Source organism: Pseudomonas sp. GW-45 (assembly GCF_056896675.1).
Genome location: NZ_CM167674.1, coordinates 900,257 through 924,043 on the forward strand (window position 1 = coordinate 900,257; position 23,787 = coordinate 924,043).

Here is a 23,787-nt window from a genome sequence, read left to right on the forward strand (position 1 = left end):
CTTCAGACAGCCTTGAAGTGACGGGCGTAGCGTGGGCAAAGTTGCTCGCGTCGTAGCAGGATAAACACGTCGGCGACGTTGAACTCCGGATCCCAGCAAGGCTCGCCGCAGACCTTGGCGCCCAGGCGCATATAGGCCTTGAGCAGCGGGGGTAGCTGAGCGGTAAGATTCGCCGGCAAGTCGCGTTCGGGAATCGGCAGTCGCGGGATGGCATTGAGGTATTCGCGACTCAGGTAACGCCCGCGCAGACGTTGCATGATGGCGTGTGCCTGTAAGCCGCCATCTCCCATATCGATACTGGCGCAGCCCATCAGGTACTCGTAGTGACGCTCGTTCATTAGTTGCGCTAAGCCTGCCCAGAGCACTGAAATAGTGGCGCCGTTGCGGTAGTCGGCATGCACGCAGGTGCGGCCAATCTCCATGATGTCACCGCGTAGATCCTTCAAACCAACCAGCTGGAACTCGCTCTCGCTATAAAAACCGCCGGCAGCGGGCGCGCGGCGACTATCGAGAATGCGTGTGGTAGCGACCACACGGCCATTGTTCTGATCGCGCACGATCAGATGTTCGCAGTGCAGGTCGTAGTGATCCTGGTCCAGGCCGGCTTCGGCAGTATGCAGCACGGCGCCGCATTCTTCGGCAAATACCTGGTATCTAAGCGCTTGTGCAGCTCTTAGGTTGCGTGCATCGGTAACCAGCTCGGCGAGCAACTGGCGGCTGTTGGATTCTTCGAGGGCGAGCGCTGCTTGTGACATGGACACCTCCATCCGGGCATCTGTTATTTGATGTACAAACTGAGCCTATGGCGCTCGGGTGTCAGGATTGTGAATGCTTGGTTACGTTCGTGTTACCGGGCACATCTTGATCGAGGCGGTGACCTGACCTATATGCCGCCAGGCAAGACCCATTTTTTGACGGGGCCAGCGCGCTTTTTATACTCGGTCGGTAAGCTGCAGTTTTTTGAGGCGGTCAGCGGAGTTCTGTTGTGCGGCGATATGGCGCTTCTATGCTGAATGATGCGGAACCAGTTACCGACTTTGCTACTCACAAATCCAGCACGTAGGGCTTTCAACGGCCCTTCGTTGGGCCTGCTATGATCAACACCTTTCTGGATTGGATCAGCCAGCTCGAATGCGGAATGGATCTGCTCACCCAGGATGACTACCGCATACCCTGATTCGTATTTGCTACAAGGAGATTTATGTCGTCGCGCGTTTATGAGTGGCATCAAGACAACGAATTCACACTGCGAGTGGATGGTCACCGCTACTTCCCGCGCTTGCTGGAGGCCTTTGACCAGGCAGAGTCCAGCATCGATATTGAAATGTATCTGGTGAGCTCGGGTACCAGCAGCGAGCAGGTTGTAGATTCCTTGCTCAAGGCGGTAGAGCGCGGAGTTACCGTAAGGTTCATGTTCGACGCTATTGGCAGTGAGAAATTCAAGCAGCCCGATCGTGATCGCCTCACCGACGGCGGTGTGGAAACGCGAATTTATAATCCGGCGTCCTGGTATCACGGCACCCGAATGTTCCACCGTGACCACCGTAAGCTGATCATTGTTGATCAGAAAATTACCTTCGTTGGCGGCACTGGCTTTACTGACGAGTTCTGCCAGAAAGAAGAGAACGGGCAGTGCCCACGCTGGCATGAGCAGATGCTGGAAGTTCAGGGGCCCGTGGTAGCGGACTGGCTGGATTTGTTTGAGGTCGAGTGGGCGCGTGTCAGTAAATATCAGCGTCGCGGATTGTCTCCGGTGCGTAGGGTCAAGATTCCGCCACGGCCGCAAACCGGGAGTGGCCATGGCCGGGTGTCCTACATTGGCGCGCGCGAACAAAAGGAAGTGGTTGCTTCATTGCTGGCAGCGCTGGCACACGGTGAGGAGCGGGCCTGGCTGGCAACGCCTTACTTTTTGCCATCCTGGCGTATCCGTCGTTCGCTCATGCGTGCTGCTCGGCGCGGTGTGGACGTGCGTTTATTGTTGTGCGGTACCAGTATTGATCACGAGGCGGTACTCTACGCCGGCCAACGTTATTACCGACGTTTGCTGAAAGCGGGTATCCGAATTTACGAGTTTCAGCCACGCTTTACTCACCTGAAAACCGCGATGGTTGACAACTGGGTATCACTGGGCTCGTGTAACTTTGATCATTGGACCTTGCACTGGAATCTGGAAGCCAACCAGCAAGCGGTTGATCCGGGTCTGGCTAAAGCGGTGACTGAGAGCTTTGAGAAGGATTTTTCCGAAAGTTATGAGTGGACTATGGAGCGCTGGCACAACCTGTCCTGGAAGCACCGCCTGAAAATTCGCGTGTGGGGGCAGATTAACCGTTGGGTGATGCGGATTTTTGGTATTCGAGGTTGAAACCGCTCCACGTCAGCGCGTGGAGCGGCAGGGCCTTATTGGTTGGCAAACACGGGTTTGCGCTTCTCGATGAAGGCCGTCAGTGCCTCGCGCGCGTCTGCGCTAGCAAGTAATTCGGTGAAGTGCGTGCCTTCGGCATCCATAGTCTGCTCAGCGATTTGCGCGACACCTTGTTTGATCAGCTGCTTGGTTAGCTTGACCGATGCCGGTGGCTGTTCTGCGATGCGCTGAGCGGCTTGTTGGGCAGCTTCCAAAACGGCCTCACCCGCTGGTAACGCACGATTGGCCAAGCCTATCTCAGTGGCACGTTGGCCGGAAATTTCATCGCCCAGCAATAATAATTCGGCAGCACGCAGATGCCCCAATAAACGCGGCAACAGGTAGCTGGAGCCCGCCTCCGGGCAAAGCCCGAGATTCACGAAAGGCATCTTCAAGCGCGCGTCGTTCGCGACGAAAACCAAGTCGCAATGCAGCAGCATGGTTGTGCCGACGCCGACTGCCGGGCCGTTGACGGCTGCGATCAGCGGCTTCTCGGCGTTACAAATAGCGCGCAGGAAGTGATAAACCGGGGTTTTGGTGTCGCTACGCGGTGAGTTTACAAAATCGCCCACATCGTTGCCGCTGGTGAAACAGCTGTTACTGCCCTGAATCACGACAGCGCGAATGGCTGGATCCTGTTGTGCGGCGACAATGGCGTCTGCCATGCTGCCGTACATGTTTTGCGTCAGGGCATTCTTTTTGTCGGGACGGTTCATGGTCAGCGTCAGTACGCCGCCGTTGCGCTCAATCAGTACATGTTCGCTCACGTTATCTCCAGAGTCTGACGATGAATTAGTATCTGTGGATCATGGTCGCACGATTTGAATAGGTGCCCCAGTAACTCGCTGAGTGCCGAATGAGGCTCTATAACGGGGGCGGATTGCCGACCGTGCTATATAGCGGCGCCTTAATTTTTTTGCGGAGGGTAAACTTGGCTCGCGTCGGCTCGCTAGCGGCGGGGCAGAAAGGCTTCGTCGATAATCTGCGGTCCGGCCAGGCCGGCCATAAACAGCGGGCGCCTTAGCTGCTCGACAAAGCTGGCGCTGCCACATACCAAGGCCAGGGTAGAGCGCGAGCGGATGCGCAGCGCGCGCAGGTCTGTTGCTAGCTCTGAGCGCGCGCGCAAATGCAGTTGCAGCTGTTGCTCTGTTTCAACAAGAGCGTTCAAGCGCTCTTGCAGGTAGCAGCCCTGTGCGTGCGATGACCAGTGCCATAGCGTGATCGTGGCGCTGTGCTCGTTCTGTAAAGCATCACGTGCCAGTGCTTGCAAGGGTGCCAGTCCAGTTCCGCTGGCAAGTAGCAGCAGCGGGCGGTCATGCCAAGCGGGGTCGTAGGCCAAATGGCCGCTGGCGGCGCCCAGGTAAAGCGTTTGCCCCGGTCGGCCATGCAATAACTGACTGGAGAACAGGCCGCCTTCACGCAACTGGATATGAAACTCCAACAAGGCCTCTCCGGGCAGGCTGGCCAGTGAGTAACTGCGGCCTAGCTGCGGTGATAACCAGATCATTAGATGCTGACCGGCTCGATAGCGCAGCGGCCGTTGCGGGCGCAGACGCAGCAGCAGAACGTCGCCGGGCAGCTTTTCCATGGTTTCGATCAGAGCAGGCAGGCCATCGTTAGCCGGATCATGCAGTGTGAGCTGCATATCGCTCTCGACGGTGCACTGGCAGGCGAGCAACCAGCCATCGGCTTGTTGTTCTGGGCTCAAGCCTTGTTGTGCCGCCGCGGGGATGGGTTGCTTGGGAGCTTGCACCAGGCAGCTATGACATTGCCCAGCTCGGCAGGACCAATTGATTGGCAAGTTTGCTACCTGTAGGGCAGACAGCAAATTGTCGCCTTGATCCACTTGCAGATGGTGGCCTTGTACCGTCAATTCAGGCATGTAAAAACTCAGCTGGGTTTGATGCGCTCATTATCACGCTGGTGATGTTCACAGCGGTTACGGCCACTGTTTTTGGCCAGATAGAGAGCCTGGTCAGCATTGTTCAGGCAGACCTCCAAATCGTCTTCCTGCTGGATCAAGCTTAAACCAGCCGACAAAGTGCAGTGTACGCCTTCAGGCAAACTGGTGAACTGGGTATTGGCAAAGTTATCGCGGATGCGATCCAGGCATTGGTGTAGCGCACCCAGATCGGTATTGCTCAGCAGTATCACAAATTCTTCGCCGCCAAAACGTGCAACCAGATCACCGTCGCGCAGGCTTTCGCGGGCTAACGAAGCAAAGCCTTGCAACACCTCATCACCGGCAGCATGTCCGTAAAGATCGTTGATACGTTTGAAGTGGTCCAAATCAATCAGCGCTACGCCTAGCAACTGGCCGGGGCGCATCAGGGTCATGCGGCGGCGAGTTTCATCAATGAAGTAGCGGCGGTTGGCCAGGCCGGTAAGACCGTCGGTGGTGGCCAGGTTCTGCAGCTGCCCCATCATACCGCGCAGCGTCTCTTGGTGGGCTTGTAGCGTGCTGTGCCGTTGCTGGAGGCGTTCGCGTAATACGCGGATATAGCTGCCGGTCATGGTCAGGCAACCCAGAAAGCAAGCCAGGATGAACCATTGCACCAGGCTAAGGGTGATGTTTGGCGCGGTAGGGGAGTAATAGGATTCGATGGCAATCAGGCTGCCAAAAGAGACCAGTGCCAAGCCCGCCTGCAACAACAGGTCACGGCGCGATAACTGGAATATGCCGAATACCAGTATGTTGGCGTAAACCATGACCAGGCTGCCGCGTAGAATGCCAGCAAAGGCTAAAAAATACGTAGTGAGCAAGATGGCAACGATAATTTGCGCGTTGGTCAGGCTGGGCTCCCTGAAACGTAAATTTATCCCGAATTTGAACAGCAACAGGAAAACGCTTTGGGTCGCCAACCCAAGCAGCACATGGGTAATCGCCATCCAGGCCGAAGCGTCGTATTGCTCTGTCACCCACGCGACACCGATCACTACATAGGTAATCAGATAATTGATCTGTGCCAGGTAGAAGCGCTGCAGCCTCAGTGCCTGGAATTTATCGCTGTTTGCGTCCTGCAATTCGCTCACGATAGGCCTGTTTTTGTATGATGGCATTATGACGTCAAGTTATCGTCTAAACCTTGTTTTGGAAAGCATTTTATTTCGCTTTCCATCTCCGTGACTGAGATCCGCTTGGCAATAGCGCAATTCGCTATCTGCGGCATGCATAGATAGCGTGTGGAACGCGCTGTGGGGCGTATTTCGTCAGACAATAATGTTACGACGCTTTGCCATACGATCAGCTCGGGTATACTTGGCGACTGATTTTCCAAGGGTGTGATCTTAACCACCCAAGCCTGTCCGATTCCGTGAGCCTGGTCTGACATAGCGTATTCCGTGTCAGCCGCCTAATGAGAGGAGCCTGTCTGAGCATGGCCGTTATCAAACAAGATGATCTGATCCAGAGCGTAGCCGATGCGCTGCAGTACATTTCCTATTATCACCCCGTCGACTTCATTCAAGCAGTGCATGAAGCCTATGAGCGTGAAGAGTCGAAGGCCGCTAAAGATGCCATTGCTCAGATTCTGATCAATTCGCGTATGTGTGCCACGGGGCATCGGCCTATCTGCCAGGATACTGGCATCGTAACGGTGTTCGTCAAGATTGGCATGAATGTCAGCTGGGAAGGCGCCACCATGAGCCTGGATGACATGATCAACCAAGGCGTGCGTCAGGCTTACAATCTGCCTGAAAACGTCCTGCGTGCCTCGATTCTGGCTGATCCAGCTGGCAAGCGCACCAATACCAAAGACAACACCCCTGCAGTCATTCATTACCAAATGGTGCAAGGCGATACCGTTGAAATCGATGTTGCGGCCAAGGGCGGCGGCTCCGAGAACAAGTCTAAGATGGCGATGCTCAATCCCTCCGACTCGATTGTCGACTGGGTGCTGAAGACGGTACCAACGATGGGCGCCGGCTGGTGTCCGCCTGGCATGCTCGGTATTGGCATTGGCGGTACTGCCGAAAAGGCGGCCGTCATGGCGAAAGAATCGCTCATGGAGTCCATTGATATTCATGAGCTGCGTGCCCGTGGCCCGCAGAACCGCGTTGAAGAGCTGCGTCTGGAGATTATGGACAAAGTCAACGCGCTGGGTATTGGTGCTCAGGGTCTTGGCGGTCTGACCACAGTGCTGGATATCAAAATCAAGGATTACCCAACCCATGCTGCCAGTTTGCCAGTCTGCATGATTCCCAACTGCGCCGCGACCCGTCACGCGCACTTCACGCTCGACGGCAGCGGTCCGGCAGTCCTTGCGCCACCACCGTTGGACGCCTACCCAGACATCACCTGGGAGGTCGGCGACGGTGTTCGCCGCGTCAATCTCGATACGCTGACACCAACCGATGTGCTGGACTGGAAGACCGGTGAAACCGTGCTTCTCTCCGGCAAGATGCTTACCGGCCGTGATGCTGCACACAAACGCATGGTCGAGATGCTCAACAAGGGCGAGCAATTGCCGGTGGATCTGAAGGGCCGCTTTATTTATTACGTCGGGCCGGTTGATCCTGTGCGTGACGAAGTAGTGGGGCCTGCAGGTCCGACTACCGCAACGCGCATGGATAAATTCACTCGCCAGATTCTGGATCAAACCGGCCTATTGGGCATGATCGGTAAATCCGAGCGTGGCCCAATTGCGATCGAAGCGATCAAGGACTACAAAGCGGTTTATCTGATGGCGGTTGGCGGTGCGGCATATCTGGTTGCACAAGCAATCAAGAAAGCCGAAGTGCTGGCTTTCCCGGAAATGGGCATGGAAGCGATCTACGAGTTTGAGGTCAAGGACATGCCGGTGACTGTAGCCGTCGATACCAAGGGTGAGTCCGTGCATATCACTGGCCCTGCTATCTGGCAAAAGAAGATTGCCGAGAGCCTGGCAGTCGAAGTGCAGTAATCTCGCTCGTTTTAAAAAAGGGTCTCGCTTGCGAGGCCCTTTTTTGTGGTCCATTGTCGGTACTGTATGCGGTTGAGGGTAACGAGCCTTTTGGGTGGTTGGCTACCCAAAAGGCTCGTCGACCGCGGGCTTGCTACAAGGTTAAACCAGTGGCTCACCCACATGCAGCAGCTTCATTGAGTTGGTGCCGCCACGTGAGTTGTATACATCACCTTTGGTCAGAATGACCCAGTCACCGGGTTGTACATAACCGCCTTCCAGTAGCTTGTTCACCGCTTGTTGGTTGATGTCACTCGAGGGCATATCCGCCGGGTTGAACGGAATAGCCTGCACGCCGCGATAAAGCGCCACCCGGCCCAACGTGAGGGTATTGGGTGAGAGCGCGAAAATCGGTAGGTGCGAGCGAATGCGCGACATGATCAGCGGTGTGAAGCCGCTCTCGGTCAGCGTAATGATAGCGGTTACACCGGGGAAGTGATTGCCGGCGTACATGGCGGCCAATGCGATGGTTTCATCGCAACGCTCGAACTTTTGATACAGCCGATGCCCGGACTTCTGGCTGGTCGGGTGTTTTTCCGCGCCGCGGCAAACCCGGTCCATGGCGCGCACCGCTTCTACCGGATAGTCGCCGGCGGCAGTCTCGGCCGATAGCATGACCGCATCGGTGTAATCCAAGGCAGCGTTAGCTACGTCGGATACTTCAGCGCGGGTGGGCATCGGGCTAGAGATCATCGACTCCATCATCTGCGTAGCGGTAATCACAAGCTTATTCTGTTTACGAGCGCGGCTAATGATGTGCTTCTGGATGCCGACCAATTCGGCGTCACCGATCTCTACGCCCAGATCGCCGCGTGCCACCATGACCGCGTCGCTGGCCTGAATCAGACCGTCGAGCACTGCATCGTCGGCAACGGCTTCGGCGCGCTCGATCTTGGCAATCAGCCACGCTTCTGACTCGGCATCGCGTAGTAGTTTGCGGGCTAGGTGCATGTCTGCGGCGTCGCGCGGGAAAGAAACCGCAACATATTCCATATTCAATTCGGCGGCGAGGTTGATGTCGTTGCGGTCCTTGTCGGTCAGCGCCGCCGCAGACAAGCCACCGCCACGGCGGTTGATACCCTTGTTGTTGGACAATGGACCGCCAACGGTGACACGACAGCGGACTTCGTCGCGGCCAACGCTTTCAACTTGTAAGACGACGCGGCCGTCGTCGAGCAGCAGCTCATCACCCGCACGGCAGTCGGCCACAAGATCGGGGTAATCAAGGCCGACGATGTCACTATTGCCTTGTTCCAGATCGTGTACGGTAGACAGTCGGAATTTGTCGCCTACATCGAGTTCAATACGTCCTTCAGTGAAGCGGCCGATACGGATCTTCGGGCCCTGTAGGTCGCCCAGTAAAGCGACATGCTGGCCATTTTCTTCGGCAATTTCTCGTACCAAACGGGCCCGGCGGCGATGCTCATCAGCACTGCCATGGGAAAAGTTGAGGCGGGCTACATTCATGCCGGCGGCAATCAGCTCGGCAATTTTCTCGGGGCTGCTGGTGGCAGGCCCTAGGGTGGCGACGATCTTGGTGCGGCGCAGCGACATGCTCAAGTCCTTATCTATCGGGCGGGCGGTTGGGAATGGGTTCTACAATAGAACATAATTGCCCTTTGCGGGTAGGTTGGTTGGCACAGGAGAGATGCATGCACCCACAAGTTGAAGCCGTCACGGCAGCGCTTCGCGAGCGCAGCAAAGCCTCGCGCGCGTCTTATCTGGCGCAGATGCAGGAAGCGCCTGAAGGACGTCGCGGGTTGTCCTGTGGCAATTTGGCGCATGGCATGGCGGCCTGCTCGCCGCAAGACAAGGACCGCATCCGCATGATGGATGAGGTCAATATTGGCTTGGTCACGGCTTACAACGATATGCTTTCGGCGCATCAGCCGTATGAAAGCTACCCGGCGCAAATTCGCCAGATCTTGCGCAGCATAGGTGCGACTGGGCAGGTCGCGGGGGGCGTGCCGGCAATGTGTGATGGCGTGACGCAAGGTGAGCCCGGCATGGAACTGTCGCTGGCTAGTCGTGATGTGATTGCCATGGGTACCGCGATTGCCTTGTCGCACAACATGTTCAATGGCGCGATGTGTTTGGGTATTTGCGACAAGATCGTACCGGGCATGTTGATGGGTGCGCTGCGCTTCGGTCATCTGCCGGTTATGTTCGTGCCGGCAGGTCCGATGCCCAGCGGTTTGCCTAATAGTGAGAAGGCGCGCGTGCGTGAGCTTTTTGCTGAAGGTAAAGTCGGCCGCGAAGAGCTGCTGGCTGCGGAAAGCGCCTCTTACCATAGCGCTGGCACCTGCACTTTCTACGGCACCGCCAACACCAATCAAATGCTGCTTGAGGCCATGGGCCTGCAATTGCCCGGCGCTTCCTTTGTGCATCCGGGCACGCCGTTGCGCGACGCACTGACTCAACATGCGGCTGAGCAGCTGGTGCGGCTGGCGCGGGCGGGAGAGGTGCGGCTTGCGGATATTCTGGATGAACGCGCGCTGATCAATGCGCTGGTGATGCTGCTGGCCACTGGCGGCTCTACCAATTTGACCATCCACTTGGTCGCCATTGGCCAGGCGGCCGGACTGCAGGTGCGCTGGGAAGACATGGCGAAACTATCTGAAGTGGTACCCACGCTGGCGCACATTTACCCCAGCGGCAAGGCCGACATTAATCAGTTTCAGGCCGCCGGAGGCACCGCCTGGCTGTTCCGCCAATTGCTGGAAGGTGGTTTGTTGCACGAGCAGGTGCACACGGTTGCCGGCTTTGGCTTGGCGCGCTACTGCCAGGAGCCGGTCCTGTTGGAAGGCAAGCTGCACTGGCGCGATGGAGCAGCCGATAGCCTGGATGACAGCATTTTGCGCCCTCTCGCATTACCGTTTCTACCTGACGGCGGCCTGCGTTTGCTGGAAGGGAATTTGGGTCGCGGCGTGCTCAAAGTATCTGCTGTTGCCCAGGAGCATTGGCAGGTGAGCGCGCCCTGTCGGGTATTTGATGACCAAAATGATTTTGTTGCTGCATTTAAAGCCGGTGAGCTGGATTGTGATTGCGTTGCCGTGCTGCGTTTTCAGGGGCCGCGGGCTAACGGGATGCCTGAGCTGCACAAGTTGTTACCCTATCTCGGCGTGTTACAGGACCGCGGGTACAAAGTTGCTCTGGTGACTGACGGGCGCATGTCCGGCGCTTCTGGCAAGGTGCCGGCAGCGATTCATATTTGTCCGGAGGCGGCCGATGGCGGTGCGTTGGCGCGGTTGCGTGATGGCGACCTGATTCAGCTGGACGCAGGGCGCGGTGATCTGCAACTGGTCATTGATGAGCATGAGTGGCAAAACCGCGTCGCTGTGCCGCATCAACAGCCGGTTCGCCGTGGTTGGGGCCGCGAGCTGTTTGCCTTTATGCGTGCCGAGGCCAGTCCGGCGGAGCAGGGCGGTAGCGTGTTTACCGCTAGCCTGCAGCAAGCGGATCAGTAGATGAATGAGTTAATAGCCTTGGCCGCACAGCGCGGACTGCCTATCCAGCTGGTCGCCTCGGCGCAAGCGCAAGCACAATGCTTGGCCGAGAGAGTAACCAAGCAATTGCAGTCTGCGCTAAACCAGCGTGGGCGGGCCAGTCTTGCGCTCTCGGGCGGTCGTAGCCCAGTGCCGTTTTTAGGCGCGCTGAACGCCGCCGATTTAGCGTGGGAGCAGGTGAGCCTGACGCTGGTGGATGAACGTTGGGTGCCATTGGAGCACGCCGACAGTAACGCAGGCTTGCTTTGGCGGCACCTGCCTGCAGTCATGCCTAGGGTGGATTGGACGCCGCTCTACTACGGACTCAGCCCAGAGCAAGATGCCGAATGCAGTAGTGCTGCGCTGGCCGCGTTAATGCCTTTGGATGTGGTGGTGCTGGGTATGGGCACTGATGGCCACACCGCATCAATATTTCCTGGCGCTCTCGATCTGCCTCAGTTGTTGGCATCCGATGCTCCTGCGCTCTGTATGCCCGCCCTATCGGCCGAGGGTGCGCAGAGGTTGACCCTCAGCGGCGCTGCGTTAAACTCCGCGCGCTTGCAGATACTCGCTCTCCGGGGCGAAGATAAAGCCGCGACGCTGGCGACCGCGTTGGTGGGTCAGCACCCGGAATGGCCAATCAGTGCCTTTCTGCGGTCGCCGCTGGAAATTGTATATAGCCCTGATGGCGGTTAAAAAATGACGCAAAAAATGGACATGATTGAAACTCTGGATGCGTTGTTCGCAGAGGTGACTCTGTTGCCGGTTATCAATATCGAGCGTGAAGCCGATATCTTGCCACTGGCCGACGCGCTAGCCGCAGGTGGTATTACCACGCTGGAAATTACCTTGCGGACGCCACTGGGCTTGTCGGCCATCGCGCTGTTGCGCCGTGAACGGCCACAGCTGTGCATTGGCGCGGGCACGGTTACCGATGCGGCTCAGTTTGCTGCCGTGGAACAGGCGGGCGCGCATTTTGCGGTAACACCGGGGATTACCGAGGAGTTATTGCAACTGGGCTTGAATAGCCGTATTCCGTTGCTGCCAGGTATTGCGAGCGCCTCCGAAATTCTTGCTGGTTACCGTTTGGGCTATCGCCGTTTTAAGGTATTCCCGGCGCATGTGCTGGGTGGTCCCGCGCTGCTTAAGGCTTTCGCTGGGCCTTTCCAGGATGTTCGCTTCTGCCCGACGGGTGGCATAGGCCAGCAAAGCATCAGTGACTATCTGGCGTTGGATAATGTGATGGCGGTGGGTGGTAGCTGGGTGGCGCCCAAGACCAGTATCGCCGCAGCGGACTGGGCCGAGATCACTCGGCTCAGCCTTGCCGCTACTGCGTTGGCTGGCCAACGCTGACGGCCTTGGTTACGCTGAAGGCTTGCTCGGGTCGCTGAAATCATCAGGCTTGATGATCAGCAGGTCACAGGGCACTTCATCTAATAGTCGTTCGGCGGTATGGCCTATCAACGCGCTCTGTAGCCGCGAGCGCGATACGGCGCCCAGCAACAGTAGATTGATCCCCAGTTTTTCGATCATCGCGGGGATGGCCTCCTCAGGGTAACCTTCCAGCAGATGCTGTTGTGCTTGGCCAGCATCCGCGCGTTTTAGTAGCTCGCTGAAGGCCTCAGTGTGGTGTTTTTTTACATCATCTGCATAGCCCTGATAATCCACCACCAGAGTGGCGTCGATCACCATGGTGCGCGGGAGCGGGTTATAGCAGTGGATCAAATGCAGGCTGGCGCCGGTATTTCCAGCCACGGTTTTGGCGCTGGTGATGAGCTTTAGGTCGAGACTGGCAGGTTTGTCGTCGACGTGCAGCGGGTCAACCGCAGCGCAAATCTGTGTGATGGGCTTTTCGCCTTTCTTGACCAGCCACAGCGGCACTTCGGCATGCCGAATGAGTTGCCAGTCGGTATTGGTCAAAAATAGCCGTTTGAGCGGATTATGATGGTGTGTGGTCTTGATGATTAGGTCAGGTTTCAGCTGTTGCGCCGCTTGCAGTATGTGCCGATCCAGGCGTTTGCCCCAGACTGCTTGCACTTCTACCCCAATGCCTTTTTCGCGCAGTGGCGCAGCTAACTCGTTGAGCTGTTTTAGGTGGTTCTGCAGCAGTGATGCGCGGGCTTTTTCCAGGCTGTTACTTTCGAATAGGGTGCCGCCGTCCAATGCCGCTACATAATCGCAAAGCAGCAGTGTGAGGCGTGCTTGTGGATAGTGCTGGCACAGGTTCTTGGCTCGTTCGAGGCACGGTTGCTTGTTTTCAGTAGTAGGGTCTACTACAACCAACATGTGACGAATATTCATGGTGCGGTCTCCGGCAGGCGGCGTTCGACGGCAAGGTGGTGTGCGTTTTTGCGCCGCGATTTAGCGTGAAAATATAAAAACAGAGTGCGTAACTTAAAAATAGTGCCCAAACGGTTAGCTGTCACTGATCTACGTCAACGGGTTGCTTGATTGAAGAAATCCGGCAAGGCGCCGATACCCCGTTAACGGCGCCATTTTTAGAGAATCTCATGACTAACCAACTCTCATTTCTGCTCGCTGGTCTGCTTGTGCTGACCGGTTGCTCTTCAACCGCTTACAGTAAGCACTTGAGCAAAGCCTACAACGCTTACGATGACGGTGATTGTGCTGAGGTCATCAGCCAGCTTTCGCAAACCGAGCGTTTAAGCCGTTCAAGGCCTTACCTGCAGCCGGAAATCTCTTTATTACGCGGCCAGTGCCTGGAGCGCGAGGGGCTCTATCTGGATGCGGCTCAGACCTATCGTTACCTGCTGGATCATTATCCGCATAACGAATACGCCTACCGTGCTGGTGCTCGCCTGGAAACTTTGCATCAACTAGGTCACTACGATCCTGCAAATCCGCTTCCGCCCCAGGCAAACTGAGTAAGTCGCAGCCGACGGCGGGGCTTGGATCGGTGATGGCAGTCGGCTATTCTCGACTGTCTGGTCAAGGATTCGCCGGGTATCGCCATGAAACTATTGCTATTAATGCTGCCATTGCTGGCCACAACCTGGGTTGGGCTTGCCGAAGCCGAGATCTATCGCTGGGTTGATGCACAGGGCCAGGTGCACTTTGACCAGCAGCCACGTCAGGGCGCGCAGCAGATTGAGGTGCGGCCGCAGGTAATAGAGCGTGAAGACCATGTGCGTCAAAGTGAGCAGAACCGGCAACGCCTGTTTGATGTTCGTGAGCAAGAGCGCGAGCAGCAACGAGAGCAGAACTCCCAGCAGCGGCAACGCCAGGTAGAGCGCTGCGCGCAAATGCGTAAGCAATTGGCGCTCTATGAAAGGCGCGTTTTCTGGTACGAAGAGGACGCCAGCGGCCAGCGTGTTGAGGTCTCGAACGAGCAAGTTCAGTCCAGCCGGAATGCGCTGCTGGAGCAACTCCGGGAGGGTTGTTGATATGCACGTTACACCCACTTCCAGCAGTGATCGGCCGATGGAACAGCGACAGATTCCGCGGCATGAACTGAGCGCCTTTTTGCGTGTATATAACAGTCAAACTGATCGGCCGTTTGGTTATGTGGGCAACGTCTCACGCTTAGGCATTATGCTGATTACCGAATTGCCTGTGATGCTGGATCAGGAGTACGAACTCATGCTCAAGCTGCCTGCTACAGAAGGTGAGCAAGAGGAATCGATACATTTTCGTGTGCGCAGCCACTGGTGCCGACAAGACATAACCCCGGGTTTCTTCGACTGTGGCTTCAGTATTGCGTCTAACCCTAATACCTTTGCTGGTCTGGCAGCGGCTTTGCAACGTTACTTTAGCTTCAGCTAGCAAAGCGTTAGCTAATAGCTTGATCAGCCGTCGGATGCCTGATTGGCAGCATTGCGTTACCCTGCACTGCTTGAGCAAAGGGGGCAGGACATGAGCAAAAGCTTTTTCTGGTACGACTTTGAATCCACCGGCATAGATACGCGTCGTGACCGTCCGGTACAGGTTGCGGGCGTGCGCACCAACGAGCAGCTGGAAGAAATCGGCGAGCCCCTGTGTATTGACTGTCGGCTGTCGCCCGACATTCTGCCGCATCCGATGGCCTGTCTGGTCACCGGTATTGGTCCTGAGCGCGTGGCGGCTGGTCTCGCCGAACCCGAGTTCATTCACTTACTGCATGAGCAGATGATGCAGCCAGGTACTTGCAGCGTGGGCTACAACAGCTTGCGCTTCGACGATGAGATGACCCGCTTCACCTTGTATCGCAATTTCCATGATCCTTATACCCGTGAATGGCAGGGTGGGAATAGTCGTTGGGACCTGCTGGATGCCTTGCGCGCGGCTCACGCGTTGCGTCCAGATGGCATTACCTGGCCCCAGCAAGACGGTTTTACCAGCTTGCGGCTAGAATTATTGACTGCCGCCAACGGTATAGATCACGGTCAGGCGCACGATGCCCTTGCCGATGTGCGCGCTACCATCGCCATGGCGCGTTTACTGCGCCAAGCGCAGCCCAAGTTGTTCGATTATCTGCTCAACTTGCGCAGCAAGCATCGGGTAACAGAGCTGGTTGATCTGCAGCAACTGCGGCCATTGGTTCACGTGTCTGGGCGCTTTGGCCGTGAGCGACAGGGCTTGGGGCTGGTGCTGCCTCTCGGCTGGCACCCAACTAACCGCAACGCGCTGATTGTCTATGACCTAGCCGCTGACCCCGCGCTGATTATGGAGCAGAACGCCGATGATATTCGACGCTTGCTGTACACCCGACATGATGACCTCGCCGAGGGGGAAGCAAGACCTGGCCTGAAGTTGGTACATATCAATAAATGTCCGGTACTCGCTGATACCAAGGTGTTGTTGCCGGCTGATATCGAGCGCTTGCAGCTGGACATGCCCTTGTTGCTGCAACGGGCGGAGCAACTGGCCAATTGGCGAAACGGTGCGCAGGCGCTGCTGGCGCAAATTTATGCGCAGGACGTGACCGATGCGCCGGGCGGAGAGGATCCTGAGTTGCAACTGTATGGCAGCTTTATTGGTGACGCAGACCGTCGATTACTGCCAGCCATTCGTGAGGCTGACGGTAAAGCGCTGGCCGCGACAAGCTGGCCGCTGCGTGATCAGCGGTTGGTCGATATGCTGTTTCGCTATCGCGCGCGCAACTTCCCTGAATCCTTGAATAAACAAGAACAGCTAGAGTGGGATAGGTTTTGCCGGGAACGTTTGATGGGTGTAGAGCCGGGTGCGCCCATAACACTTGCTGAGTTCATGCGCAGCATTGAAGAATTATTGCCGCAGGTGGAAGGGCAGCAGCGAGTATTATTGCTGGCTTGGCAGACAGAGGCTCAGCAGCGCGCCAAAAAGCTGGGAATAACGCCAGCCTGATTGCTTGATTCATTGACAATAAAAAACCCGATGCATGGCATCGGGTTTTTTATTGTTCAGAGCAGACTGGCTTAGCCCAGAATGGTCATCCATGATTCAACTTTCTCGGAACCGTATTGCTCTTTCCAGGCTTTCAAGTTCTTATGGTTGCCACCTTTGGTTTCGATGACTTCACCTGTGTTGGGGTTCTTGTATTGCTTGACTTTGCGTGCGCGCTTGACGCCGGTAGCGGACTTTTTGCCACTGGTAGCTTTATTGTCAGGATCAATAATGGCGACAACATCTTTAAGTGATTTGTTGTACTGGCCCATCAAGGTGCGCAGTTTTTCTTCAAATTCAATTTCTTTTTTCAGCTTGTCGTCATTGGATAATGACTGCAGACGCTCACTAAGTTCGCGAATGGTTTCTTCAATCTGGCGATATTCTTGTAACATGGACATGAAAGTTTACCTTTTGTAACACGGTTTGGTAGACGGAAACGCTGTGATGATAGTTTATGAGATGGCGGCTTACAACAAGTTGTAACTTCTCTCCGACAAACTGTGAAGGTTTTTTCAAGTATTACGCTAATCCACTGGTCGATCAGCTGGAAATAACCATTATTCTCTGCACCCGGCTTTGTGTAACGGTTAGAATGCCTGCCGATACACAGTGGATGGGGTCGCCGCTGCGGCTTTTCAAGCAGAACTTCAATTGCTGCGTTGGCCAAGCGTGCCTTGATACTGTCTTTGTTTATATATCATTATTTTTGCAATTATGATGGTAATTGATTGAGGAGTGGAAATGCGTACTTTCAGGTTGGTCATTGCCTGTCCTGATCGGGTGGGTATTGTTGCCAAGGTGAGTAATGTGTTGGCGGCGTATAATGGTTGGATTACCGAGGCCAATCACCATTCTGATAATTTATCCGGTTGGTTTTTCATGCGTCATGAAATTCGTGCGGACTCTCTACCTTTTGATGTTGAGGGTTTGCGAACCGCATTCGCGCCTATCGGCAATGAGTTTAAAATGGATTGGCGGGTCAGTGATTCCGCACAGCGCAAGAAAGTAGTATTGATGGCGAGCCGTGAGTCGCATTGCTTGGCTGACTTATTGCACCGCTGGCATAGCAGCGAGCTCGATTGTGATATCACCAGTGTTATTTCTAACCATGATGATTTGCGCAGTATGGTCGAGTGGCACGGCATTCCCTTTCATCATGTGCCTGTTGATCCAGAGAACAAGACGCCTGCTTTTGCCAAGGTAAATGAGCTGGTGACCGAACAGCAGGCCGACTGTATTGTTTTGGCGCGCTATATGCAGATTCTGCCGCCGGAACTATGTGAGCGTTATGCTCATCGCATCATTAATATCCATCATAGTTTTTTGCCATCCTTCGTCGGCGCACGCCCCTATCATCAGGCGGCACAGCGTGGCGTTAAACTGATTGGCGCAACCTGTCATTATGTAACTGAAGAGTTGGATGCTGGCCCCATCATTGAACAGGATGTGGTGCGTATTACGCATCGGCATAATGCCGACGATATGGTGCGTTTGGGCAAAGATGTTGAAAAAATGGTGCTGTCTCGCGGTCTGCGTTTTCACTTGGAAGATCGTGTGCTAGTTCACGACAACAAGACTGTGGTGTTCAGCTAAGCTATAAGAGAAACAACCCAAGGCAGGAGGCTTTATGCTCAAATCGGTTAAAGTGCGCGATTACATGACGTCTGATCTGGTTACCTTTACCGCGGATATGGACTTATTTCGGGCAATTGATCGTCTGCTGACGCATCAGATATCGGGAGCACCGGTACTTGATGAGCACGGAAATCTGATTGGGTTGTTGTCCGAGGGTGATTGCCTCAAAGGTATTCTGGCCGGCAGTTACTTTGAGGAAGTGGGTGGCACCGTGGCATCGGTAATGACGGTAGTTGTAGAGACCATTGATGCCGATGCCGACATCGTAAAAGCGGCAGAACACTTTATTCGCATGCGTCGGCGTCGATTGCCGGTAGTCGATGAGGGACGTTTGGTTGGCCAGATCAGCCGTCGGGATATTCTGCGTGCCATGCAGAAATACAATGAACATGCTGCGCCCAAATGATTTTCCTACCTACCAATGAAAGCGATGACGACGTGCCGGACCCTTTGGGTGCTGGTTCGGCAAGCATGCCCCGTACGCAGGGAGAGGGCTGCTTGTCGCGTTTTTCCCCCGAGGCGCTGAATGAAGATATGGGCGCTGATTTTTCGTCTGTTGATATTGGGCTGGCTGCAGCATCTGACCCCGATTAAAGCCACTGGTTATTCCGCGTTGGGTTTGCCTATACTAGGCATGGCAAAAGGCTATGCCGAGATGCTCCTGCAGGTACTTAAAGACTATCGATTAGTCAGGTATTTGGCGCGGAGGCGGTAAGGACGCAATTTCACTTACCCTGGTTTTATGTGGGCATTCAGCAACGATGTTAAAAAAAATAAGTACTGAGCAGGTCCGCATCGGCATGTATGTCGAGCGTTTTTGTGGTTCATGGATGCAGCACCCCTTTTGGTCGAGCAAGCTGCTGATTGAAGATCAACAGACGTTGCAGCGCATCCGCGAAAGCGCGGTAACTGAGCTGGTAATCGATTTGGCCAAAGGCGTTGATGTCAATGTTGAACAGGTTGCTGAGCCTGTGCTTCCGGAGGCAGACCTCGCTCCTGCCGCGGCCGCTGTTCAGTCATCTGCTTTATCTCCTTCTAATCATCTGCAAGCCAGCTCAATGGCTGATGAAGTGCTGCGCGCCCAGCAGATATTCAGGCGCGGCAAGCAGGCAGTCAAAGACATGTTCAGCGATGTGCGCCTAGGCAATGTGGTTAATACCGAAGGTTTGGGTGAGTTGGTAGGTGAAATGAATAACTCGCTTAATCGCAACCCTCAGGCACTGATTAGCGTCGCTCGCATAAAGCATAAGGATGAATACACCTATCTACACTCAGTTGCCGTTGCTGCGCTGATGGTCGGTATGGCGCGCGCCAGTGGGATGAGCGAGCCCGAGGTGCTGGAGGCCGGTATGGCGGGGCTGCTACACGATATGGGCAAAGCAGCCATGCCTGAAGCGATATTGAACAAGCCGGGTAAGCTGACGGTAGAAGAATTTGCGATCATGCAGCAGCACCCGGTAGAAGGGCACAAGATCCTGCTGGAGTGGGGTTCAGTTCCTGCTGCAGTGCTGGACGTTTGTCTGCACCATCACGAGAAAGTGGATGGCAGTGGTTACCCACAGCGTTTGGTGGGCGATGGCATATCGTTGTTATCGCGGATGGGGGCTGTTTGCGATGTGTATGACGCAGTCACGTCCAATCGGCCCTATAAAGCCGGTTGGGATCCGTCCGAGTCGCTGAGCCGGATGGCGACCTGGAAAGGGCACTTCGATACCGAGCTATTCCAGCGCTTTGTGCGCATGCTGGGTATCTATCCGGTGGGCTCCCTGGTGAAGCTGCAATCTGAGCGCTTGGGCGTGGTAGTTGAGCAGAACAGTGGTTCACTGCTTACGCCTAAGGTCCGGGTGTTCTATTCAGTCAAATTGAAACAGCGAGTGCCCGTCAGTTTGGTTGACTTGGCCAATGCGGATGAGAAAGACCGCATCGTCGGGCGCGAAAACCCCGAAGACTGGCCATTCAAGAACCTGGAAGCGCTGTGGATGCCGAGCTGACTGAGGCCTCAACTCGACCGCCATATAGTGTTCATCCTGATTAACAGCCACGTCTTATCTCCCCGCCAGAAAGGCTCCAGTGAGTGCCGAATTCGACGGTACCTTGACGGCCGCTAAGCTCCCTGTGTGATACCTGTTCTGCCCACAGTTTAGGCGCCGATACAAAAGCTAACATGATTTTGGCTGTATTTGTTATGTTATAACAAATACTATCTGCCTCTACGAGCCGCAAGGTTTCGTTGCCAATACAAAAAAGGGAGCAGGTATGAAACATCGCAAGACGCGGCTGGCGGTTTCGCTGGCGGCTGCAGCACTGAGTAGTCCATTGAGTCTCGTCGCTTACGCGCAAGTGCAAGAGTTGCCGTCGATGACAGTTAGCGCCAGTGCATTGGGGCAAAGCACTGATGACATGATCCAGCCAAGCGCGGTGCTGCAGGGTGACGACTGGATAGGTCTGCGGGAAACCTCATTGGGCGATAGCCTGGAGTCACTGCCTGGTGTTCGGGCCAGCGGTTTTGGTGCGGGTGTCAGCAGGCCAGTGATCCGTGGGCTGGATGGCGCTCGCGTGCGGGTGCTGAGTGATGGCGCGGACGTACTCGATGCCTCTGCTATTAGCCCGGACCACGCAATAAGTGCCGACACTGCATTGCTGGAGCGGGTAGAAGTGCTCAAAGGGCCAGCCACGCTGCTGTATGGCGGTGGCGCGATTGGCGGCGTGGTTAACTTGATCGACCGTCGGGTGCCCACCTATGTACCCGAGCGTGGCTATGAAGGTGAGTTGGATCTGCGCGGCAATAGCGTAGCTGACGAACGTGCTGGCGCTTTGGGCGTGACTGTTGGCACCGGCCAGTTTGCCGCGCGCTTTGAAGGTAGCAAGAGCGATGCCGACCCGTATCGCATTCCCGGTCATCCCTCACGCCAGGAAGGTGCCTACAACGATACCGACAGCGCAGGTATGGGGCTCAGCTGGATTACCGAGCGTGGTTATGTCGGCCTGGCTTACAGTCGGCAGGACCGCGAGTACGGTTTGCTTGCCCACGAGCACGCCGACTGCCATACCCACGGCCCGGCTGACTGGCATTGCGTTGAGGAGGAGCACGACCACGATGACGGGGACGATCATGACCACGACGAGGAAGAGCATGAGCACGAACATGGCGATGCCTACATCGACATGCAACAACGGCGCTGGGACCTGCGCGCCGATTACAGCGACCCGTTCAGTGGTTTTGAGCGCGTGCGAGTACGGGTGGCACATACCGATTACCAGCACGTAGAAATGGAAGGAGAAGAGGTTGGCACCGAGTTTACCAATCGTGGGACCGACGGCCGCATTGAGCTGACGCATGCGCCTATTGCGGGCTGGCGCGGAGTGGTCGGCAGCCAGCTGACGCGCCGCGACTTTGCCGCCTTGGGCGAAGAAGCCTATGTACCGCCGACGCTGACTCATAACCGTGCGCTGTTTGTGTTGGAAGAGTATCAAGCCGGTGACTGGCGCTATGAAGTGGGCCTGCGCCAGGAATGGCAAACCGTTGAAGTAAAGGACGGCGACGATGAGGCTGATCATCGTGGTAGTTCGGTTTCTTTCGGTGCTAGCTGGCAGTGGCAGCCAAACCTGGCGCTCTACAGCTCGCTATCACGTTCCCAGCGGTTGCCGACAGCGGAGGAGCTTTACGCCAACGGTCCTCACGCGGCTACGCGGACCATCGAGCTGGGTGATCCGGATCTGGATAAGGAGACCTCCTGGAATATGGAAGTGGGCCTGCGTCGTACCCGTGGCCCTGTGACCTTTGATTTGAGTGTTTACCGTAACGAGGTGGATGATTTTATTTACGCGGCTGACACCGGCCACTCGCCGGGTGCTGGTTACCGCGAGGTAGCTTATGAGCAAGCCGATGCCGTGTTGCACGGCATGGAAGGTCGCGTGCTTTGGCAGGCAACTACAAATACCGGCCTGAGCTTGTTCGGTGATCATGTACGGGGCCGCTTGAAGGAGGGCGGTGATCTGCCGCGTATCCCCGCTGACCGCGTGGGTGTGCGGGTTGACCAACGCCTGAGCCAGGCGTTGTCGGGTTTTGTCGAAACCAGCCGAATTATGCGCCAGGACGACATTGCCGATTATGAAACCGAAACCGACAGCTACACCTTGCTGAGTGCCGGTCTAGGCTGGCGCGGGCAATTGGGCGAGAGCGACTACCTGCTGTATCTGCGTGGTAACAATCTGCTCAATGAAGAAGCTCGTCAGCACACCTCTTTCATTAAGGATGAGGTGCTACTGCCGGGACGTAATCTGACGGTGGGCGCGCGTTTCAGTTTCTAACGCGCAAAAAAACGGCGCGCTCAGTTATTGAGCGCGCCGTTTGGTTATATCAGCGTCTTATCAGGCGCTGGCGGCCTGTTTGCCAGCTTCTGCCGGATCCTGGGTGCGAATCAGGTGATCGAAGGCAGCCAATGAAGCGGTAGAGCCGGCGCCCATGGCGACGATAATCTGCTTGAAAGGCTCGGTGGTCACGTCACCCGCAGCAAAAACGCCGGGGATGTTGGTCGCACCGCGTGCATCAATTTCGATCTCACCGAAGCGAGTCAGGTTCAGTTCGCTACCTTTGAGCCACTCGGTGTTGGGAATTAGACCGATCTGCACAAAGATACCCGCCACATCAACCTGCTTAAGCTCCTCGGTTTCGCGGTCTTTATAGGTCAGGCCAACCACCTTGTTGCCATCACCGCGTACTTCAGTGGTTTGCGCGCTCTTGATAATATCGATGTTGCGCATTGAACGAGCCTTGCGTTGCAGCACTTCGTCAGCGCGCAGGGTATCGGCAAACTCTAGTACGGTAACGTGTTCAACGATACCGGCCAAATCAATGGCTGCTTCTATCCCCGAGTTACCGCCGCCGATGACCGCGACACGTTTGCCCTTGAACAGCGGGCCGTCGCAGTGTGGGCAGTACGCAACACCCTTGCCACGGTATTCCTGCTCGCCGGGTACATTCATTTCTCTCCAGCGCGCGCCGGTGGCCAGGATGACTGCACGGCTCAGCAAAGTAGCGCCGCTTTCGAGTGCGATCTCAACGTAGTCGCCGGTGCTGATTTGCGCGGCTTTCTGCTCGGTGATCAGATCAACTTCGTATTCCTTAACGTGCTGCTCCAGGCTGGCAACCAGCTTGGGGCCTTCGGTGTAAGGCACGGAGATGAAGTTCTCGATACCGACCGTGTCCAGCACCTGACCGCCGAAACGCTCAGTGACGATGCCTGTGCGAATGCCTTTGCGGGCCGCATAGATGGCAGCAGACGCTGCAGCAGGACCGCCGCCGACAATCAGCACGTCGTAGGGCGCCTTGTCATTCAGCTCTGTAGCACGGCGCTTGGAAGCACCACTGTCGACCTTGTTGACGATCTCGGCGAGGGTCATGCGGCCCTGGCCAAAGTGCTCGCCATTCAGGTAGACCGAAGGCACTGCCATTACCTGACGCTCATCGACCTCTGATTGGAACAGGCCGCCGTCAATCATCACGTGGGTGATGTTGGGGTTCAATGTCGCCATCAGGTTCAGCGCCTGAACGACGTCCGGGCAGTTTTGGCAAGACAGCGAGATGTAGGTCTCAAAGTGAAACTCGCCTTCTAGGTGACGGATCTGGTCGAGCAGCGCGGGCTCTGCTTTCGACGGGTGGCCGCCAGACTGTAGCAGCGCCAATACCAGTGAGGTGAACTCGTGGCCCATCGGAATGCCGGCAAAGCGCACGCGCGGCGGCTGGCCGCTGGGACCAATGCCCATGCTGGGGGTGCGCTTGTCGTCGGCAGATACCAGGCCGATCTTGCTCGACATTTCCGCGATCTCGACCGCGAGTTCATGCAATTCTTTGCCCTTGGGGCTGTCATCTACGGACACGCTGATTTCGATCGGGTTAACGATGTTTTGCAGGTACGTGTCCAGTTGCTTCTTCAGATTGGCGTCCAACATATGCGTGTCC

The 23,787-nt window shown here is 55.9% G+C and carries 22 protein-coding genes; 14 read left to right on the forward strand and 8 right to left on the reverse strand.

What is annotated here, in order from left to right:
* Positions 1-2: 2 nt before the first annotated feature.
* Complete coding sequence (locus AC1XYH_RS04075; RefSeq protein ID WP_483325389.1) at positions 3-755, reverse strand: GNAT family N-acetyltransferase; 753 nt, start codon at positions 753-755, stop codon at positions 3-5.
* A gap of 446 nt (positions 756-1,201) precedes the next feature.
* Here AC1XYH_RS04075 and AC1XYH_RS04080 point away from each other — a divergent pair, with 446 nt between their 5' ends.
* A complete protein-coding gene (locus AC1XYH_RS04080) occupies positions 1,202-2,362 on the forward strand; it encodes a phospholipase D-like domain-containing protein (protein WP_483325390.1) in 1,161 nt (386 codons plus the stop codon).
* A gap of 35 nt (positions 2,363-2,397) precedes the next feature.
* Here AC1XYH_RS04080 and AC1XYH_RS04085 read toward each other — a convergent pair whose 3' ends face one another.
* From AC1XYH_RS04085 to AC1XYH_RS04095, 3 genes are all read right to left on the reverse strand, one after another.
* Positions 2,398-3,168, reverse strand: coding sequence for an enoyl-CoA hydratase (locus tag AC1XYH_RS04085; RefSeq protein WP_483325391.1), 771 nt, complete (start codon positions 3,166-3,168; stop codon positions 2,398-2,400).
* Between the two features lie 182 nt (positions 3,169-3,350).
* Positions 3,351-4,283: a 2Fe-2S iron-sulfur cluster-binding protein gene (locus AC1XYH_RS04090; protein ID WP_483325392.1), complete on the reverse strand. Its 933-nt coding sequence runs from the start codon at positions 4,281-4,283 to the stop codon at positions 3,351-3,353.
* 8 nt (positions 4,284-4,291) lie between these two features.
* Positions 4,292-5,434: a GGDEF domain-containing protein gene (locus AC1XYH_RS04095; RefSeq protein ID WP_483325393.1), complete on the reverse strand. Its 1,143-nt coding sequence runs from the start codon at positions 5,432-5,434 to the stop codon at positions 4,292-4,294.
* 344 nt (positions 5,435-5,778) lie between these two features.
* Here AC1XYH_RS04095 and AC1XYH_RS04100 point away from each other — a divergent pair, with 344 nt between their 5' ends.
* The gene (locus AC1XYH_RS04100) at positions 5,779-7,302 is read left to right on the forward strand and encodes a fumarate hydratase (protein WP_483325394.1); all 1,524 of its coding nucleotides are present in this window, start codon (positions 5,779-5,781) and stop codon (positions 7,300-7,302) included.
* Between the two features lie 141 nt (positions 7,303-7,443).
* Here the strand turns inward: AC1XYH_RS04100 and pyk are convergent, their stop codons facing one another.
* On the reverse strand, positions 7,444-8,895 hold the full coding sequence (gene pyk / locus AC1XYH_RS04105) for a pyruvate kinase (RefSeq protein ID WP_483325395.1): 1,452 nt from the start codon (positions 8,893-8,895) through the stop codon (positions 7,444-7,446).
* Positions 8,896-8,993: 98 nt separating this feature from the next.
* Between pyk and edd the strand changes: the two genes are divergently transcribed.
* Genes edd through AC1XYH_RS04120 form a run of 3 tightly spaced genes read left to right on the forward strand, consistent with a single transcriptional unit; the run spans position 8,994 to position 12,179 of the window.
* The gene (edd, locus tag AC1XYH_RS04110) at positions 8,994-10,808 is read left to right on the forward strand and encodes a phosphogluconate dehydratase (protein WP_483325396.1); all 1,815 of its coding nucleotides are present in this window, start codon (positions 8,994-8,996) and stop codon (positions 10,806-10,808) included.
* Complete coding sequence (gene pgl, locus AC1XYH_RS04115; RefSeq protein ID WP_483325397.1) at positions 10,809-11,522, forward strand: 6-phosphogluconolactonase; 714 nt, start codon at positions 10,809-10,811, stop codon at positions 11,520-11,522.
* A 3-nt stretch (positions 11,523-11,525) separates the two neighbouring features.
* Positions 11,526-12,179 (forward strand): bifunctional 4-hydroxy-2-oxoglutarate aldolase/2-dehydro-3-deoxy-phosphogluconate aldolase, encoded by a 654-nt coding sequence (locus AC1XYH_RS04120; protein ID WP_483325398.1) that lies wholly within the window; start codon positions 11,526-11,528, stop codon positions 12,177-12,179.
* Positions 12,180-12,188: 9 nt separating this feature from the next.
* Here the strand turns inward: AC1XYH_RS04120 and AC1XYH_RS04125 are convergent, their stop codons facing one another.
* Entirely contained in the window at positions 12,189-13,127 is a 939-nt protein-coding gene (locus tag AC1XYH_RS04125; protein ID WP_483325399.1) for a universal stress protein, read from the reverse strand.
* A 209-nt stretch (positions 13,128-13,336) separates the two neighbouring features.
* Here AC1XYH_RS04125 and AC1XYH_RS04130 point away from each other — a divergent pair, with 209 nt between their 5' ends.
* From AC1XYH_RS04130 to sbcB, 4 genes are all read left to right on the forward strand, one after another.
* Positions 13,337-13,711, forward strand: a complete 375-nt coding sequence (locus tag AC1XYH_RS04130; RefSeq protein ID WP_483325400.1) for a tetratricopeptide repeat protein — start codon at positions 13,337-13,339, stop codon at positions 13,709-13,711.
* Between the two features lie 87 nt (positions 13,712-13,798).
* Entirely contained in the window at positions 13,799-14,230 is a 432-nt protein-coding gene (locus AC1XYH_RS04135; RefSeq protein WP_483325401.1) for a DUF4124 domain-containing protein, read from the forward strand.
* A 1-nt stretch (position 14,231) separates the two neighbouring features.
* Positions 14,232-14,609 carry a PilZ domain-containing protein gene (locus AC1XYH_RS04140; protein ID WP_483325402.1) on the forward strand — a complete coding sequence of 126 codons (378 nt, stop codon included), beginning with the start codon at positions 14,232-14,234 and terminating at the stop codon, positions 14,607-14,609.
* A gap of 90 nt (positions 14,610-14,699) precedes the next feature.
* On the forward strand, positions 14,700-16,148 hold the full coding sequence (gene sbcB, locus AC1XYH_RS04145) for an exodeoxyribonuclease I (RefSeq protein WP_483325403.1): 1,449 nt from the start codon (positions 14,700-14,702) through the stop codon (positions 16,146-16,148).
* Positions 16,149-16,219: 71 nt separating this feature from the next.
* On the opposite strand, the gene mvaT is transcribed toward sbcB, so the two are convergent.
* Positions 16,220-16,588, reverse strand: coding sequence for a histone-like nucleoid-structuring protein MvaT (gene mvaT / locus AC1XYH_RS04150; protein ID WP_483325404.1), 369 nt, complete (start codon positions 16,586-16,588; stop codon positions 16,220-16,222).
* Positions 16,589-16,931: 343 nt separating this feature from the next.
* Here mvaT and purU point away from each other — a divergent pair, with 343 nt between their 5' ends.
* The 5 genes from purU to AC1XYH_RS04175 all read left to right on the forward strand — a co-directional run bounded on the left by purU (position 16,932) and on the right by AC1XYH_RS04175 (position 22,136).
* Positions 16,932-17,783 carry a formyltetrahydrofolate deformylase gene (gene purU / locus AC1XYH_RS04155; protein ID WP_483325405.1) on the forward strand — a complete coding sequence of 284 codons (852 nt, stop codon included), beginning with the start codon at positions 16,932-16,934 and terminating at the stop codon, positions 17,781-17,783.
* Between the two features lie 34 nt (positions 17,784-17,817).
* Positions 17,818-18,231, forward strand: coding sequence for a CBS domain-containing protein (locus AC1XYH_RS04160; protein WP_483325406.1), 414 nt, complete (start codon positions 17,818-17,820; stop codon positions 18,229-18,231).
* Positions 18,228-18,419, forward strand: coding sequence for a hypothetical protein (locus AC1XYH_RS04165; RefSeq protein WP_483325407.1), 192 nt, complete (start codon positions 18,228-18,230; stop codon positions 18,417-18,419). The genes AC1XYH_RS04160 and AC1XYH_RS04165 overlap by 4 nt, the downstream gene beginning before the upstream one ends.
* 206 nt (positions 18,420-18,625) lie before the next feature.
* Positions 18,626-19,816 (forward strand): cyclic di-GMP phosphodiesterase, encoded by a 1,191-nt coding sequence (locus tag AC1XYH_RS04170; protein ID WP_483326297.1) that lies wholly within the window; start codon positions 18,626-18,628, stop codon positions 19,814-19,816.
* A gap of 265 nt (positions 19,817-20,081) precedes the next feature.
* Complete coding sequence (locus AC1XYH_RS04175) at positions 20,082-22,136, forward strand: TonB-dependent receptor (protein ID WP_483325408.1); 2,055 nt, start codon at positions 20,082-20,084, stop codon at positions 22,134-22,136.
* Positions 22,137-22,196: 60 nt separating this feature from the next.
* Here the strand turns inward: AC1XYH_RS04175 and ahpF are convergent, their stop codons facing one another.
* A complete protein-coding gene (ahpF, locus tag AC1XYH_RS04180) occupies positions 22,197-23,777 on the reverse strand; it encodes an alkyl hydroperoxide reductase subunit F (RefSeq protein ID WP_483325409.1) in 1,581 nt (526 codons plus the stop codon).
* Positions 23,778-23,787 lie beyond the last annotated feature (10 nt).